The sequence below is a fragment of the Salicibibacter halophilus genome (assembly GCF_006740705.1).
GTDB classification, from domain to species: Bacteria; Bacillota; Bacilli; order Bacillales; family Marinococcaceae; genus Salicibibacter; species Salicibibacter halophilus.
In genome coordinates this window covers 1,134,314-1,150,269 of record NZ_CP035485.1, presented here as the reverse complement: position 1 = coordinate 1,150,269, position 15,956 = coordinate 1,134,314, and the positions used below count along the sequence as shown (strand labels likewise).

General features: G+C 42.2%; 15 protein-coding genes and 2 pseudogenes. 12 read left to right on the top strand and 5 right to left on the bottom strand.

The annotated features are described in order from the left end of the window. Nucleotides 1-267: 267 nt before the first annotated feature. Nucleotides 268-486 (top strand): YuzF family protein, encoded by a 219-nt coding sequence (locus EPH95_RS05625; protein WP_142091503.1) that lies wholly within the window; start codon nt 268-270, stop codon nt 484-486. Between the two features lie 48 nt (nt 487-534). Beyond that, nucleotides 535-1,423: pseudogene (locus tag EPH95_RS05620) on the top strand (manganese catalase family protein). A gap of 13 nt (nt 1,424-1,436) precedes the next feature. On the opposite strand, the gene EPH95_RS18685 reads toward EPH95_RS05620, so the two are convergent. Continuing rightward, nucleotides 1,437-1,739: a hypothetical protein gene (locus EPH95_RS18685; protein ID WP_160141634.1), complete on the bottom strand. Its 303-nt coding sequence runs from the start codon at nt 1,737-1,739 to the stop codon at nt 1,437-1,439. A gap of 141 nt (nt 1,740-1,880) precedes the next feature. Between EPH95_RS18685 and EPH95_RS05615 the strand changes: the two genes are divergently transcribed. From EPH95_RS05615 to EPH95_RS05580, 7 genes and pseudogenes are all read left to right on the top strand, one after another. Beyond that, nucleotides 1,881-2,750 carry a hypothetical protein gene (locus tag EPH95_RS05615; protein WP_227004061.1) on the top strand — a complete coding sequence of 290 codons (870 nt, stop codon included), beginning with the start codon at nt 1,881-1,883 and terminating at the stop codon, nt 2,748-2,750. Nucleotides 2,751-3,273: 523 nt separating this feature from the next. Further along, on the top strand, nt 3,274-3,705 hold the full coding sequence (locus EPH95_RS05610; protein WP_160141632.1) for a universal stress protein: 432 nt from the start codon (nt 3,274-3,276) through the stop codon (nt 3,703-3,705). Nucleotides 3,706-4,097: 392 nt separating this feature from the next. Next, nucleotides 4,098-5,777: a GAF domain-containing sensor histidine kinase gene (locus EPH95_RS05605; protein WP_142088046.1), complete on the top strand. Its 1,680-nt coding sequence runs from the start codon at nt 4,098-4,100 to the stop codon at nt 5,775-5,777. Nucleotides 5,778-5,783: 6 nt separating this feature from the next. Next, complete coding sequence (locus EPH95_RS05600) at nt 5,784-6,416, top strand: response regulator (protein WP_142088043.1); 633 nt, start codon at nt 5,784-5,786, stop codon at nt 6,414-6,416. A 565-nt stretch (nt 6,417-6,981) separates the two neighbouring features. Beyond that, nucleotides 6,982-7,851 (top strand): arylamine N-acetyltransferase, encoded by an 870-nt coding sequence (locus tag EPH95_RS05595; protein WP_142088041.1) that lies wholly within the window; start codon nt 6,982-6,984, stop codon nt 7,849-7,851. Nucleotides 7,852-8,104: 253 nt separating this feature from the next. Then, complete coding sequence (locus tag EPH95_RS05590) at nt 8,105-8,722, top strand: FMN-dependent NADH-azoreductase (protein ID WP_142088039.1); 618 nt, start codon at nt 8,105-8,107, stop codon at nt 8,720-8,722. 44 nt (nt 8,723-8,766) lie between these two features. Further along, nucleotides 8,767-10,373 (top strand): annotated as a pseudogene (locus EPH95_RS05580) (MFS transporter). Between the two features lie 184 nt (nt 10,374-10,557). On the opposite strand, the gene EPH95_RS05575 reads toward EPH95_RS05580, so the two are convergent. Continuing rightward, nucleotides 10,558-10,893 (bottom strand): cytochrome b5 domain-containing protein, encoded by a 336-nt coding sequence (locus tag EPH95_RS05575; RefSeq protein ID WP_227004060.1) that lies wholly within the window; start codon nt 10,891-10,893, stop codon nt 10,558-10,560. A 543-nt stretch (nt 10,894-11,436) separates the two neighbouring features. Here EPH95_RS05575 and EPH95_RS05570 point away from each other — a divergent pair. Both EPH95_RS05570 and EPH95_RS05565 read left to right on the top strand, forming a co-directional pair. Then, entirely contained in the window at nt 11,437-12,009 is a 573-nt protein-coding gene (locus tag EPH95_RS05570; RefSeq protein WP_160141630.1) for a hypothetical protein, read from the top strand. Nucleotides 12,010-12,162: 153 nt separating this feature from the next. After that, nucleotides 12,163-12,747, top strand: coding sequence for a hypothetical protein (locus tag EPH95_RS05565; protein WP_142088032.1), 585 nt, complete (start codon nt 12,163-12,165; stop codon nt 12,745-12,747). Nucleotides 12,748-12,979: 232 nt separating this feature from the next. Here EPH95_RS05565 and EPH95_RS05560 read toward each other — a convergent pair whose 3' ends face one another. Together EPH95_RS05560 and EPH95_RS05555 are read right to left on the bottom strand one after the other, a co-directional pair. Further along, nucleotides 12,980-13,525, bottom strand: a complete 546-nt coding sequence (locus tag EPH95_RS05560; RefSeq protein WP_227003880.1) for a transposase — start codon at nt 13,523-13,525, stop codon at nt 12,980-12,982. Further along, entirely contained in the window at nt 13,419-14,414 is a 996-nt protein-coding gene (locus tag EPH95_RS05555; protein ID WP_142088028.1) for an IS110 family transposase, read from the bottom strand. Before EPH95_RS05555 ends, EPH95_RS05560 begins: the two co-directional genes overlap by 107 nt. A 762-nt stretch (nt 14,415-15,176) precedes the next feature. Between EPH95_RS05555 and EPH95_RS05550 the strand changes: the two genes are divergently transcribed. Continuing rightward, complete coding sequence (locus EPH95_RS05550; protein WP_160141629.1) at nt 15,177-15,548, top strand: hypothetical protein; 372 nt, start codon at nt 15,177-15,179, stop codon at nt 15,546-15,548. 62 nt (nt 15,549-15,610) lie between these two features. Here EPH95_RS05550 and EPH95_RS18680 read toward each other — a convergent pair whose 3' ends face one another. Next, on the bottom strand, nt 15,611-15,760 hold the full coding sequence (locus EPH95_RS18680) for a hypothetical protein (protein ID WP_160141628.1): 150 nt from the start codon (nt 15,758-15,760) through the stop codon (nt 15,611-15,613). Nucleotides 15,761-15,956: the final 196 nt, after the last annotated feature.

Here is a 15,956-nt window from a genome sequence, read left to right as displayed (position 1 = left end):
GAAAGTTCCAATGATGAAGCTCCCTCCGGCGAAGCGTAACGGTCCAGGCTACTCCATTTATAAAGGCTGTGACCAATGGGTCAATAAGTAAAAATTTCTTCTGTCACAACCTCATTAGCTGGGGTTGTGACCATTCTTTTTAAATTTATGTATTTTGGAACACTTTCCTGTTTATGAACTGTGGGTTTCTTGGTGGAAGTCTTATTCTTTATTTTTCTGCATAGGCTACAATGACAAAATCTAGGGGAGTGGATAAGGGTGAGTAATATGGAATGGACGCTTAGTGATCCTTATGTGTACCATAGTTTGATGGATCTTGAAAATGAGATGGTCGGGGTGCAGACGGTACGTGGAACTTTGCGAGGGAGGCTAAAATCTGTGTACCCTGATCATATTATGGTGGATATGGGGGACCGTGAATTTTTCGTCAGAGTACAGCAGATCATCTGGTTTTTTCAGGCAGAAGAGGATAAGGATCATAAATAGAATAACATAGACATGAAAAGGATCAATTTTGATCGGGGGAATCGAATCATGATGAAGCGTGTGAACAAACTTGCAATTGACCTCCCCGTGCCTGAACACGGGACATTAACGGTGCTGCCGCGGTTCAGGATCTCCTGGGCGGGGAGTTTGGTGAAATGTCGACGCTGAACAATTACATGTTTCAATCCTTTAATTTTCGAGGCAAAAAGAAGTTTCTTCCTTTTTATAATCTCATCGCGAGTATTACGGCAGAGGAATTCGGTCATGTGGAACTCGTTGCCAACACGATCAATCTCATGTCTTATGGCACGACACAACCCGGGGACCCAGATACGGCTCCGTTGCAAATCGGAAAAGATGCCCGTTATTCCTATCATTTTACGACAACGGCCCAAACCGCACTGCCGGCTGATGGCATGGGAAAACCATGGGAGGGTGGTTATGTCCATGGCAGTGGAGCCTTAGTTGAAGACTTGCTTCACAATTATTTTCTGGAAATCGGCGCGCGACATCACAAGATGCGCGTTTATGAAATGACAACAAACCCCACGGCCAGGGAATTATGCGGCTACCTGCTTGTTAGGGGCGGGACGCATATTATTGCGTATGCAAAAGCGATCGAAGTGGCCACCGGGGTAGATGTTGGAAAAATGCTACCGGTTCCGCGTCCGGATAATTATGCGTTTGACCACGCCAGAAAATATATGGATCAAGGACTCTTTAATGTTCTTTATACTTGGGATGAATCTGACTACAGGAATATTAACCAAATTTGGAAGGGGGACAATCCGGAAACGGGGGAACCTTTAAGAGTGATTGATGGAATGCCCGAAGGGGCGCCAATCCCTGATTTAGAGGAAAAAACGGAAATGTTTTCTCCCGGCGTCGACGAAGGGACTATGAACGGATTTTGAAACGTTTGAAGGCGAATCTATAGATGGCGATGTTTTTTATGATAGGTGGATTTTTTGGGAAGGCCTGACCGGAAAACTAAGGAATGTCAAGTAGTGTTTCAAACGTAGAAAGCCGCATTGTTTCCATTGCAAACAGGCGGCTTTTAATTTTGCTTCATCGTGCTCTTTTGTCAGGTTTTTTCTTGCTTTTTCCCTTTGCTGAAAACGGGAGCGGACATATTTACCTTCGCTAAAGACAGCGGACAGGTCATGGTCGATAATGGATGGCTGGAAGAACCTCCGCAAGCCGAGGAGAGATATTCCAAAATTGGTGAACACGCTTGTTTGATACATCATCATTTTGTCCGAAGATGGCGCGTTGGTTGAATCTGTTGCTATGCCTGCCCACACGGAAGGGGTGTATGGCGGAAGTCTACGAAAATTTTGGTATTTTGGCTTGAATGAACGGATACATAAAAGGTAAAATTTTCTCATGTGAATATGATAAGAATGGTAAGAGGAGGGGATGCATTGTCTCGAAATATGATGATTGTTATGGCTCTTATATCTGCTTGCCTTATTGCTGTGATGGTTATGATTACTGATTTTGGGAATGGAGAATCTAAAGATTTAAGCGATAATATGGATGCAGATGAGTCAGTATCATTAGACATTGATGAAGTAACAGACGGAAAAGAAGAAGTACATTCGTCATATGATGAAGGAATGCTGGAAGATAAGGTTTTTGATTATGAGGAAAAATTCTCTCAAAATGATTATGCTGGCGATACGGATGCAGAAGATCAAGTGGCTTTTGAAAAGGGTTCGGGAAACGTTTTAGTATCAGCTCCGCATACAACCACACATGAACGTGATGGAAAGGTGAGGGATGCAGAGATATACACGGGTTCAATCGCTCTGTTACTACAAAAGTATAGTGATGTTCATGTGATTTACAATGTTTATGAAGGAGAGGACCATAATCACGTTATTGGTGGGGAATATAAAGAGAAAATAGGAGATATCATCGAGGAAAAGGAGATAGATTTGGTTGTTGATATTCATGGGAGCGACGCAAGCAGAGATTTTGATTTAGATATTGGAACGATTAACGGAGAAACCGTAAGCGCTGAGAATGTGGAACTTTTAAAATATAGTTTCAACAATCAGGATATTCATGAAGTTCATGAAAATGATACCTTCTCTGCAAGTGGCGAAGGAACGATTACGAACCATACGTGGAATCAATATAATACGGAAGCGATGCAATTAGAAATCCATAGAGACTACAGAGATCCAAGGAATGATTTTGATTCATACGTTCAAATATTGAAATCGCTGGTGTTTTATGTAGAGAATGCAGATCAATGAGATTTAGGAATAGAGGAAAAAAAGGTCGTGGATTTTTGTTTATCATTGGAAAGGGGGGTTTTTTGAGAAGTAACTATTGGTTTATTAGCTGTCTATAAGATGTCCGTAAATTCTGATCCATCGTTCATTATTATGACATGGCTTACCGGTTTTATAAAATTGTTTGGCGTAATATTATTGGTGATGCCTCTTGTTAAATGGAGAAAGCCTTTAATAACCAGGATGTTTTATTACGTGTCGAAAATAGCGGGAGTCTTTTTGTTTAATTGTACGGATTTCTAAATTTCTTTTGGAGATTAGTTTTTTGGGAGCCATTCTGGATGGTTGGTGGGGTGTTTTACTTTTTTGCTCAAAAAAAGCGACTATAATGGTATAGCATCAGCGAACGTCGGTTAAATCGCAAAGATGAATTTGCTTCACGTATTCGAGGTGTCCTCTCGTCATTATAAAAAGATTGAAAATTTCTTTTTAATCAGTCATCATGTATACTATATTTATAATCTTATGTGTAGGAGGGGAAACGATGCGCTTATATCAAAATATCCTGGTCGGGATTGATGTTCATGGTCCGAATTGGGAAAAGCCTTTTCAAAAAGCGTGTGCTTATGCGAAGAATCAGGACGCTACACTGCATATTGCTACTGTTTTGAATATAAAAGCAAACACGATTCAGGATCGTCCAGACCAAAAATCGGAAAAAATACAAAATGATGCATATGAGGTTCTCGAAAATTATCAGCAAAAGGCCAAAGCTAAAGGCGTCTCTCACGTTAATACGATTTTAAATGCTGGATCCCCACAGGCGCGGATCACCCGACACTTGACGCCAGAATATGACATTGACCTGATTATTATAGGAGCTACACGAGAGAATAGAATGGAGAATGTTATTGTTGGAAGTGTAGCCAACGCAATTGTCAGAGAGGCAAGATGTGACGTTCTAACGGTCCGATAAAACATATGTTGTAAATCAAGAACGATGAAGGCGAGTAATACAAGAGTATCCCAAGGAAAATTTTAGGTCACTCTTAACCTAAGGTGTACCCTTCCCCTGACATGAATTTGTCAGGTTTTCTTCCAGATTTCTCTAGACCTCGATCACCCCGGACACCTTGCCTGTAGTTAACGGCTACAACGATCGTCACTTGTCTATAAAACGGCCCATCGTCGGTCAAAGCGTTTCCACTTGATGCAGTCACAACATTGTAAGAGCATTTTGTTGTTGTGTTTCGCAGAACTTCAAAAGCACTTGAGATTTTCTCATTTTCTTAACAGAAATCTAAAGACCAGTCAAGATGAATATTAAAAAGCACGATCGTTTTATAACCGTGAGGGGGACAAAAAACGATGCCAAACCATCCGTCAAAATATCGGGAAGCCTTGCAAATCCAACGTGAAATTGCAGAAACGTTGAATAAAAGTACCAACCTTCAAGAAATGTTGCAATTATCATTGGAGCGCTTGCTCGACTTAATGGCATTGGAAACCGGATGGATGTTTTTAACGGAAGATGAAAAATCTTATGAACTGGTTTCTTCTCATCAACTTCCCCCTGCGTTAGAAAACAACCGGGAAGAACTCATGTATTGTTATGAAGGCTACACAGATTGTGACTGCTTGCAACTTTATTGGAAAGGGTATATGAATCAGGCTGTTAATCATGTGAAATGTGCCCGTCTTGAACTAGCCGTCGACTACGACATGGGTGAAACAAGGGGGCTGACCCATCACGCCAGTATCCCATTAACAATACGTGGAAAAAAATTAGGCTTACTGAACTTAGCTTCACCTGGACGCCGTCGTTTTCATGAAGATGAGCTCGTTCTATTAGAAACTGTTGCTTATCAAATAGGTTCAGCAGTGGAAAGAACGCGGTTACATTTGCAGCATACAGAAGAAGAAGTCCACGCCACTACGCGTTATCTTGTCGATGCTTATGCCAATGTTGAAAAAATTAACCGCCAATTTGGCAACATTCTTAACCGTTCTGAATTATTTCACGGGATCATGCAGGAGTTGCACGATCATTTGCCTTCTTGGACGCACACCGCAATCATTACGATGGAACGAGGAAGATTATCCGTCCAATCCCGTTCAGATCCTCACGGACCAAAAGAAGTTTTTGATGCTGAACAAGAAATCAACCTTTCTCAACCGGATCTCGTTCGAAGAGCCTATGTTCAACAACGAATAATGCAAGATCATGAACAATCGCTGCATTTTTCATCTTTAAAAGGCCATGAGCCCCTTTATTCCACCGCTTTTCCTCTGTTTATGCCCGAAAGGCCGGAGGAAACGTTCGGTGTGTTACTGCTTAGCCGAAGCACTTCATCATGTTACCATTTGGAAATGGGGATGCTGGAAGGGCTCGCCAACCAGGTTTCCATGGGCATCGAACGCATTCGCCTGCACGAAGAATGGGAAGCGTTGCTCGTTGACAAAGAAAGAAATCGACTTGCCCGGGATTTACATGACTCGGTTAATCAAAAATTGTTTGCCCTTTCCCTAACATCACGAGGACTACAAGGGCTCATTGATGAGAATGAGCAAACGATTACGGAAGCTGTCCAGGAAATTCAACAGTTATCGAAAGAAGCGCTGACGGATATGCGCAGCTTGATCTGGCAGCTGCGTCCCGATCATCTTGAGCAAGGGCTTATTCCTTCACTCACCGAATATGCGCAAAAAATTGGCGTAGATCTATTCATCGAAGCTCCTGATGCTGTAAACCTGAACCAATCATGCAAAGAAGCATTATGGCGGATTGGGCAAGAAGCGTTGAATAATATTCAAAAACATGCAGGGACCTCAAAAGCTACCATCATCATGGAATCGGATCCTCATCATTTCATGATGCACGTTGTTGATCAAGGCAATGGGGGCGCAGCTGAGACACAGCAATCCCTTGGGATTAGGAGCATGAAAGAACGAACTGAAGAACTTCAAGGTTCTTTTCACATGAATAGCGAAAACGGAAAGGGCACGACTATTACTGTCCGTGTTCCCATCCATAAAAAAGGTAGGTGATGTCCTTTGAAAGTATTGCTCGTTGATGATCATCTCGTTGTATTAAAAGGTCTGCGCTTCTTTCTACAAACGCGGCTTGATATCGAAATTATTGGTGAAGCCCGGGATGGAAAAGAAGCGTTGCAGCAAGTGGAGAAACTGCAGCCGGAAATCGTGTTAATGGATGTGATCATGCCGAATATGGATGGCATCGAAGCAACAAAACGTATCAAAACGGAACACCCTGACGTCCATGTCATTATTCTTACCAGTTCTTCAGACAGGGATCATGTATTACCCGCGATACGTGCAGGTGCCTGTGGGTATCAACTCAAAGATGTAGATCCAAATCTTTTGGAAGAAGCAATGATTGCTGTTATGGACGGGAAAACGAGCCTCCATCCGCAAGTGTCGAACCAGTTAATGACTCATGTGAAAACAGAAGAACACGATGACAGTTTTCATGCTTTAACTTTGAGAGAACGTGATATTTTGAAACACATCACTTACGGGCAGAGCAATAAGGAAATGGCTGCTGAACTTCATATTACCGAAAAAACCGTGAAAACGCATATTACGAGTATCCTCGGAAAAATGGAAGTGCAAGATCGAACACAAGCAGCGATTCGTGCATTGAAACATAAGTGGTTTGAAAAATAACGTGCGACAATGGTCTAAGAAAAGGTCTTATCGTTGATAAGGCCTTTTTTGTATGGAATGTTTAGACGTCCGTACGAGGCAATTGGAGCTGAGAATACGTAAGGTGAAGATGGATCTAATTAAGTTGAAAATGTCAATGAGATAATTGCGGGAATGGGGGATCTTGTAAATATAGGAGCATTCATGAACCATGTCATCGTATTTGGCGGAACAGGTATGCTCGCTGGAGCAACAAAATGGCTTATGGGGGAGAAATGAACACAGGTTAAAACAGCTGCAATCGGGGCATGACAACAGTGATCTAGTGAGGGGTTAAGAAAATTTTTGCGACAAACCATACAGCAAATCACCAAACAAGCCATGGCGTTTTATTCACATTAAAGGGAGCAGTCATGATTTTTCATCCATTCAAACCGAAATCACTGTCCCTGAAAATTGCCTATACCGTGATGTTTTGCTTGGATTTAAACTTGAAGGCGGTTTTCTCGGTGGTTGACTCATGAAGAAAACTCAAACGGTGTTATTTCTGCAAAAGAAAAGTCCATTAGAGGGGAGAAGATAGACGATGACTCAAAAACAATTACCACAATGGGCAATGGATTATTTACACTATATTCAAGTCCCGGTTAGAGAAACCTCCTATTCGTATTTAAAAGAAATTAGCACCGCTCATTTGAACCGAATACCTTTTGAGAATATCAGTACAATGCTGCATTACAAGGAATACCATGAAAAAGGAAAGCTTGTGCAAGATGAAAAAAGGTTTGTAAATCAGTTGTTTCAGTATCACATGGGTGGCACGTGTTATATGTTGAACAGCAGCCTTCATCAATTGTTAAAGCAGCTTGGTTTTCATAGCCGGTACACTTTCCTGGGTGGGGGACATGTAGCTTTGCTTGTTCGACTTCCAAATGAAGGGGAAGAACTGTATGTTGATGTTGGGAACGGTTCGCCCTTTTTTGAACCTATTCGATTAGAGACAGACTCTAGAAATGTTTCTCAATATGGAGGGATTGAGGTGAGAATTCGACAGGGTAATGAGCACGGAGCGTATAAATATTACCGATATGTGGATGGCAAGCTTCTCGCTGACATGGATTGGTCCTTTGACACAAATAAAACGTATCAATTTGATGATTTTCAATCGGCAATACGGGAATATTTCCAGTATAATGGTCCATTTACATCTGCCTTACGCTGTCAAATCTGGCAATTGAGTCAAAAACGTTCGCTGTCTTTGGTCAATAACGTATTAAGTATCCGCTATAGTGACGGGGAGGTTGAAAAAAGGGTTTTAACGGATCGTTACGAGATCCGGAGCGTCATCGATCATGAATTTAATCTTCCTAAACTGCCGGTCGAATCAGCGATAGAAATTTTGGAAGAATTAGGCGTAAATATTTTTCAAGATCAAAAAGAATATGAGGTTGATTGAGTGATGGCTGATTGCATGGGAATGCCGAGGGCATAATGGCAGTTCTATGTATGCTCGAATGTAAAATTGGAAACGATTTGGGTTCAACAGAGGGTCGAAAAACAACATACGACAATGGTCCAAGAAAAGGTCTTATCAATGATAAGGCCTTTTTTGTATGGAAAGTTCAGACAGCCGTACGAGGCGCCGGGACAGCAAAATCCGTACAGTAAAAGTAGACGATAAATGATGAAAAAACAAGGAGGCGTTGCAGATGTCAACGACATTATTTGTAAAAGCAAGTGACCGAAGCTCGAGAGATTCGGTAAGTATGAAGTTGTATGAAACTTTTCGAGCGTGTTTCACTGAAATCCATCCCGATGAAGAGGTTCATGACATTGATTTATATGAACAGCCATTGCCGTATCTTGGTTCCCAGATGATTGATGGCCATAGCACCAAGGTTTCGGGAGACTTTTTTCCGAGTCGGAACAAATCAGAGGAGCTGTCTGAATTTTATTTGGAACAATTTATAAACGCCGATCGGGTCGTATTTGGATTTCCACTTTGGAATTTAACTATCCCCGCGATCTTGCACACCTTTATGGATCAACTTCATTATCCTGGGAAAACGTTCAAGTATACCGAGGAAGGTGATGTCGGATTACTGACGGGTAAGAAAATTGTGTTGTTGAATGCACGAGGCGGTGTTTACGCAGAAAATGATCCATTTGAAATGGCGGTAAGTTTTATGAAGACACAATTTGCATTCTTTGGCATTACGGATATCGATACAGTGGTCATAGAAGGGCATCATGAGTTTCCGGATCGCTCCGAAACTATTATTGAAGAGGGCTTAACGAAAGCACGACATTTGGCGAGCAAATGCTAGCAGCGGTTCAACCATTACAACATGACATTGGTAGGTGATTAGATATGAAGAACATAGAGCATAACAAAAACGTTGATGCAGCCCCCGGGGCAACATGGCGCGAGTGGTTTGGTTTAGGCGCTTTGAGTTTGGCGGTTTTCATGCTCGCTACAGATGTGACCGTTCTGTTTCTCGCCATGCCCTCAATTGCTGCTGATTTGACACCGAGCGCCACACAAATGCTTTGGATTATTCATATTGGTGAATTGCTGACCGTAGGGTTTGTACTGACAATGGGACGTCTGGGGGACAAAATCGGGAGAAGGCGTCTGCTCATCATTGGTATATCGGTATATGGGTTAGCTTCTCTTATGGCGGCATTTTCAACGGCTGCTTGGCTGTTGATTGCTATACGAGCACTTCTTGGGATAGCTACTGCTACGGTGATGCCGTCCACGATGTCATTATTACGGAGTATGTTTCCAGAACCGAAACAATTCTCAGTAGCCATAGCGATTAATCTCAGTGCATTCTCTGCGGGCATGGCCTTAGGACCTCCGATGGGCGGTTTGCTCTTGGATTATTTTTGGTGGGGGCGGTATTTCTCATTAATGTTCCGGTTGCCATCGTACTGATCGCAACATCGCCCCTTCTTCCTGAGTATCGCGACAAGAATACAAAACGATTGGATGTTGTCAGTGTCCTGTTGTCTTCATTCGCATTGGCAATCTTAGTTTTCGGTTTGCAAGAAATGGCGAACAATGGTTTTGACATGCTGTACGGTGGATCGATAGCGATTGGTATAGCGCTCGGATTTCTATTTATTAAGCGACAGAGGAACTCGGAAGATCCATTACTGGATTTGCGCCTGTTTCGGATCCCCACTTTTTCTGTTTCATTGATTGTTGTGATGCTTACATTACTTGCCACTGTTGGTACAGATATGCTTTTTGCGCAACATTTGCAGTCCGTTTTAGGGCTTTCTTCAACAGAGGCAGGACTTTTGCTGATCATCCCTGCACTTTTGTCGATGGCAGGCACTTTAATATCACCGGTACTCATGCGATGGATGCGTCCTGCATACGCCATGGTGTCCGGCCTTATCGTTGCGGCAGGTGGCTCATTACTGGTCGTGTTCTCTGTACATGATGCGGGACCAGTGATTCTGATTACCGGGGTATCACTTCTTGCGTTGGGCGCAGGACCTACGATGACGATAAGCAGTGAGCAAATTATGTCCAGTGTCTCGAAAGAACGTGCCGGCACTGCTTCGGCGATGAGCGATGTCTGCACCGGACTCGGTAGCGCACTGAGTATTGCTTTTATTGGAAGTATAGGCATGCTTGTGTACCGTAGGTCATTAGCGAGTTCGATCCCGGCAGAAGTACCTTCGGACATCGCAAATACGGCTATGGAAAACGTAGGTGCGGCCGTTGCAGCAGCAGATAGGTTTCCCGAAATGCTGCAAGCCATACAATCGTCTTTTGCCGTTGCGATTCAATCTATATATGGAATAGCCACCGTTGGTTTGTTATCCATAATGATCATTATTGTATGGAAATTCAGATATGTAAGACAGGAAGATACAGCATTTAGCGAAGAGAAAATATCATTAAATGAAGAAGATTTAAAAAGAAAGGAATATACCAAAGAAGCAACATCGGGGAATTGACAGTTCAACAATACCAGCGGTTGGGGGTTGTGCAAACCATTGGTTCCGTGCTCGGGCGCAATATTCGCTTCATTGAGCATTTTGATTGCACTCATAATACAATGGGCGTAATTGCGGAACATTCCCTAAAAAATACCCTTTGGAATCATCTTATCCAAAGGGTAAACCTCGCAACTAATCCTTATTATTCTTCAAGTGTACCAACAGTTGGTAAGTCTTCTAATACATCAGTCCCATGTGGAGCTTCTTCAATTTCTTCTGTGTGGTCATCACCAGCCTCTAATCCACCAGCGGGGGCGTGTTCTCCACCCGCCCATTCTTCAACATCTGTAACGTCGTAAACGACTCCATCAACTGCTACATAAGCATCGTTTCCATCTTGCCCATCATATTCTCCAAGTTCTTCCAATGTAAATTCTTGATCTCCTTCAGCTTCATCTCCTTCATCCGTTGCTTCTTCTCCGCCGCAAGCAGCAAGTAGCATGACTGAGCTACCAAAAATCATTAATAATTTATTCACAGAAAACCCACTCCTTAATTCAAATAGATACTAATGGTTTCTCCATACATAATATAACATTTCGAATTTGGTCCTAAATAGGCATGTCATAGATTTGTCAGCTTTTATGTGCAAATGGGAATGCTGAATATGCCTTGACACGGTACACAAAGACCTCTTGGCAAGAATCGTGTTATGTTTGTCGCATGTGGGGGCAATTCCAATGGACCGCAAACTAAAACCGGACTAAAATCGACCAATTTTGTGGCGTGGAGGTAGGCGATTGCCTATCTTTTTTCATGGATACGGATGACTTAAAATGGATTAGTGTAGTAAAATAGGCATGCACGTAACATGAATAAAAAATAAATGTTTTATGACAAAAAATCAATAATCGGGACGTAAGGGAAAAGAATAATCTCCTTTCTAACAAATTACTTCTCTAAAATTTACTACATCCACATCCCAGCATCATGTACGGAGGATGAGAAATTTAATGGACTAATAAGGTGTGGTTGGAGAGATATGAAGTACAAATACATACTTAGAACTTTTTGTATTGGCATGATAGTATTATTAAATGCCTGTAGTGAAGATAGTGAATACAGTGGAGATATTACTGAAGATGACGAAGAGACACCGTTCATCGGTCGTGGTTTAGAAGAAGGTCACTGGGGGGCTCTTGGTGAATTTTATTTAATCGACGAAACAACAGATGCTGATTCTTTTGACATTGGCGATATGTCTTTATCGATTGAAAAAGTTCAACTGGTGCAAGGAAGGTTTAATAAAGATGAGAACGAATTAATGGATGAGGAAAGAGAATTTATTAGCTTGATCATGGATCTAAATATTCCGGATAATAAAGGTGAGGATTACCATGAGACTATAGATTTTGATATCGATTTTATGTCCGTAACGACGGATACGCGCGAACATATTGAAACGTCTGAAATGTATAGCAGTAAGATTATGCCATTGACGATGCAAATTTCAGATGCGTTGGTTTCAGTGTCCTATGAAATCGAAGAGTCTGATATAAAAGATATTAACGCTATAGAATTTGAGGTCGAGAGCCCTGTGGATATACACGGGGAGCCGCTCGGAGAAGACGTTGAGGTAGAAATAGAGATTTAATAGACCATAAATATGTTTAGGAGTTACAATTTTACAATATTTTTCATTAAGATTATTATCGACGGCGGGCTAAAGGGAATGGATTTCAATTATTTGTATCTATCTTTATTTAATGAGGTGGTCTGGATTAATGGTGCTGAATGGAGGCAAAAAATGAAAACAATTGGCACTTGTATAGGATTGATTTCATGTTTGATTGTTTCTGCTTGTGATTCAGGAGAAGAATCAAATGATCAAGAAACAACCGAAAATGACCAAGTTGAACAAAGGGATGAAGATGCAAAAAAAGTTTTCCAAGATGCGCTTGCCGAAGCAAATGAGGATCATGATTTTAAACCTGAAAATGATGCAGGCGAAGAACCTGATAGCGTTTTTGCTTTAATTCACAGAGGTCATCAGATTATGAACGGTTACAATGAAAATGGTTATGATGATCGTCCTTACAACGTTGAAAATTTAAAGGATAGGGCAGAATCAAATATTAAAGAAGATATACCGGAAGCCTATGTGAACACGGATGATGATGTACTTAAAAAAGACCTTGAAGATATTTTTTATATCACCTATGAACTAAAAGAGAATGTAGAGAACGATGAAGAACGTGATCATTTAGTTAGAAAGTTGAGGGACATATATGCCGATCTTGATTATTATTTTTTAGGGAATGAAACATGGGGTTCGATGGATGTAACCCATTATGCTGAGAGTCAATCGGAGAATGGACAAAGTGATTCCTGATTAATAGTAGATACCGAAAAAAGACTGCGGTAAAAGTCAAGTAATTTTTTAAAAGAATTTACCGAGTCAATTGAAGGAGTGATGCCATGTCAGCGAATTTTGGGTATACCTAACAAGCCTTCATTTTGTTATTGGAAAACAAAGGTAGTAAAGGCTATAAAAGGAACGATTGTCAGTTCACATGCGCTTGACTTCAATGCTGAAACTGTTTAGATTGAAGGCAAGTGAAGAGTTACGTGTTGACTGCGTATTGTTCCGGTGGGCTTTTGGACCCATTGAGTTCTTTTTGTCGCGATGACGACCTTGCAGCAGCCGTGCTCTTCACTTTTTTGTGTTCAGAGCTTTCAGAGCTATTGGGTTGCTGCGTAACAGGTGTTTCACCGACGACGGACTCATCAGGAGCCTCCGTTGACTCTTTCACCTCCTGCTTTTGCTCGGTGCGCTCCTCAGGGGCCATGTAAAGTTGATTATTTGAGAGCATGGCATATACGAGACGCACGAGCTTACGGGCTGTGAGCGACAGCGCTCGTTTGTGTGAATGGCGAGGGGCTTCACTGAACTTCCGCTGGTAATAGGCGCGATATTCCTCGTTATGGTTGACGAGGGATTGAGCGGCTATTAAAAAACCGTGTCTCAGGTAGCTGTTGCCTGATTTGGTCATAAATGTTTCTTCAGCACGGAAGTTGCCGGACGCTTGTTTCCTCCATGTCAGGCCGGCATATTTGGCTAGCTGAGCTTGACCGGGGAATCGGTGCACATCTCCGATCTCGGCGATCAATAAAGCAGCCGTGACAGATCCAATGCCGGGAATCGAAAGGATGCTGGATTCCCTTCATGATCTTCTCAATCCGTTTTTTCAGGCGCTTGATGTGCTTTTCAAGCAACTCGAGTTGTTGCAGCGTTTGCTTGACCAATAGGTGAACGGAATCCACTAACCCATCCGGGATAGTAAAGGAATCCTGGGCTAACTGATGAAGCTGCCTGGCCTTCTCTTCCGGATCACGAAAGGAATTGCGGCTAAAGTCTACCAGCAGTTCACGAAGCTCATCGGTTGTAAGATCAGCCATGGCATCTGCTGATTTGTATTTTTTCATCAGCTTGGTTGCCGTCACGCTGAAGCGATCAGAGAACGGCTGGGTTCTGACCCATTCACTGAAGGTGAGATACAGGAAGGATCCTGCATAATTCTTCAGGTTGGTCTGTTGCTCGGTCAGGTGAATATAAAACCGTGTGAGTCGTTGGAGGGCCAGATATTGTTCACTATGAACGTGTTGGGGAGCGATCCCCCGTCCAAACCGAACCCGATCCGCAATAATGAATGCATCCACGGGATCGGTTTTATCCACATCGGGATAAGCGCCGCGGAAGGCCTCCACGATCTTTGGGTTCATGGAAATGAGCCGGGTTTCCCACTGTTTGATTCGCTCATTTTCTTGAAGCGTGTGAAATAGAGGGAACCAATACAGACCGGTCGCTTCCATGCCAATAGAGAGGGCGGGGGAGCCTTGTTGCTCCAACAGTTCATCGAGATGGTCAACCAATTGGTCAGCACCTGTCTGATTGTTGGGGTAGCGTTTGGGTTTTCCCACCGCTTTCCCATCTTGATCCATGGCATAAAATTGGAAGGTCTTGAGTCCAATATCAATGCCACAAAAAAGCTGGTTCAAGTGAATCACCACCTAAAAGAAATTTATGATTGCAAGATATAGGAGTTCCCAGAGCCTCAACCGGATCAACAACCTCGCTGATACTAGAACTCAAAGGAACAAACTGCGCGTTAGAAGTACCGGAAGAGGAGGGGGCGCACTCTTAAGGAGAAGTTCACATGCAAAATGTGCAACAAGGAGGCGTCGCACTTCCCCTATATCCAACCGATATTATCAAGAAACTCCTTAGATCCTGCAATCCTTTTGAATCGCTCTACCCTTTTATCCCTTGAAGGATGATAGCTGCATCGTCCATTCCGTCAAGGGTAAAGGCTACGCCCGCGCTATCGCGCGCCCTTGACTGCATTCCCGCTGCAGCTGTTCAGTAGTTAAGGGATAAAAGGGAGAAAAAAGAGTAGGAAATTGAGTAACGAACAATTTCTGATTCAGTTTTCAAAGAGCAATAAAGCTTGATATCCCAAGGGTTATGCCCTTGTTAATCAACTGTATTTATTTTAGTACGAGGAGGGGATTAAAGTTAAAAAGCACATAATTTATTTCGGAACGGTCACTTTATTATTATTATCAGCTTGCTCTGGAGCAACGGAAGAATCCGATAGTTTAAGTTATCAAGAAAAAGAATCAGCCCAAGCAGTTGAAGAACAAAAAGAGAAATTAAAGGAGGTTGAAGATACGCGGGAAAAAGAACCGGAACAAGAATTCAGGGCATATGACCCTAGTATAGACAAAAATAATATTGAGCACCCTTCCATCTCTTACTTTGTGAGAGATAATCATGCCGATATGACGGCTTATGATTCGTATGGATATGATGATGAGGAGTATAATTTGCAGAAATTAAAAAATGATGTGGAAAGGGATTTGGATTGTGAACCAGTAACAGAACGAGAAAGAATCATCGAGGACTGTATTCCTGTTCTAATTGATAAAGTGGAGAATGACAACTTAAAAAAAGATTTTGAAGAAATTCATGAAATGACTTTGGATTTAAAAAATAACATTGATAATGATGAAAAAAGAGATAAGTTAGTTAAGGAATTAAGAGATATGTACCGTGACATTGATTATTACCTTAGAGATAATGACAATTTTGACCCGCCACATGTAACTAATTATGCTGACGAACAAACATAAAAAACGAATATATTGATTTTTACTGAGAGTGGAGTATGCTGTATCCAACATAATTCATCGCTTTAATTAGAGGCTGCTGAACAACTTGATCGCAAGGGCGGGATGTCGCTTCCATGGCTTCGCTTTCCGCGGACGAACGGCCAAGCCTCCTCGCGCAAGATCAGCGCTGCGGGGTCTTGGCTCGTCCGTTTTTCCGCTGGAGTCTTCGCCATTGCAGCGCCATCCCTCGCATGTTGATCATAAGGTGCAAAGGTTTAGCCGTGAGCGGCCATTTTTCCTTGCATTTCTCTTTCTACACATCAGGGGAAACCCCTTGCAACAGAAAGAATTTTTTCATTTCAGCAGCCCCTAATTAGATCTTTAACATCAGTCATTCATTCCCATTCTTTGAGCGTTGACAAACCAGTT

What these genes read in the sequence shown, in the direction of transcription:
- EPH95_RS18680 (WP_160141628.1), bottom strand. Translation starts at nt 15,760, where the DNA reads ATGGCGAAGACTCCAGCGGAAAAACGGACGAGCCAAGACCCCGCAGCG.
- EPH95_RS05605 (WP_142088046.1), top strand. Translation starts at nt 4,098, where the DNA reads ATGCCAAACCATCCGTCAAAATATCGGGAAGCCTTGCAAATCCAACGT.
- EPH95_RS05610 (WP_160141632.1), top strand. Translation starts at nt 3,274, where the DNA reads ATGCGCTTATATCAAAATATCCTGGTCGGGATTGATGTTCATGGTCCG.
- EPH95_RS05625 (WP_142091503.1), top strand. Translation starts at nt 268, where the DNA reads ATGGAATGGACGCTTAGTGATCCTTATGTGTACCATAGTTTGATGGAT.
- EPH95_RS05595 (WP_142088041.1), top strand. Translation starts at nt 6,982, where the DNA reads ATGACTCAAAAACAATTACCACAATGGGCAATGGATTATTTACACTAT.
- EPH95_RS05570 (WP_160141630.1), top strand. Translation starts at nt 11,437, where the DNA reads ATGATAGTATTATTAAATGCCTGTAGTGAAGATAGTGAATACAGTGGA.
- EPH95_RS05615 (WP_227004061.1), top strand. Translation starts at nt 1,881, where the DNA reads ATGATAAGAATGGTAAGAGGAGGGGATGCATTGTCTCGAAATATGATG.
- EPH95_RS05590 (WP_142088039.1), top strand. Translation starts at nt 8,105, where the DNA reads ATGTCAACGACATTATTTGTAAAAGCAAGTGACCGAAGCTCGAGAGAT.
- EPH95_RS05565 (WP_142088032.1), top strand. Translation starts at nt 12,163, where the DNA reads ATGAAAACAATTGGCACTTGTATAGGATTGATTTCATGTTTGATTGTT.
- EPH95_RS18685 (WP_160141634.1), bottom strand. Translation starts at nt 1,739, where the DNA reads ATGATGATGTATCAAACAAGCGTGTTCACCAATTTTGGAATATCTCTC.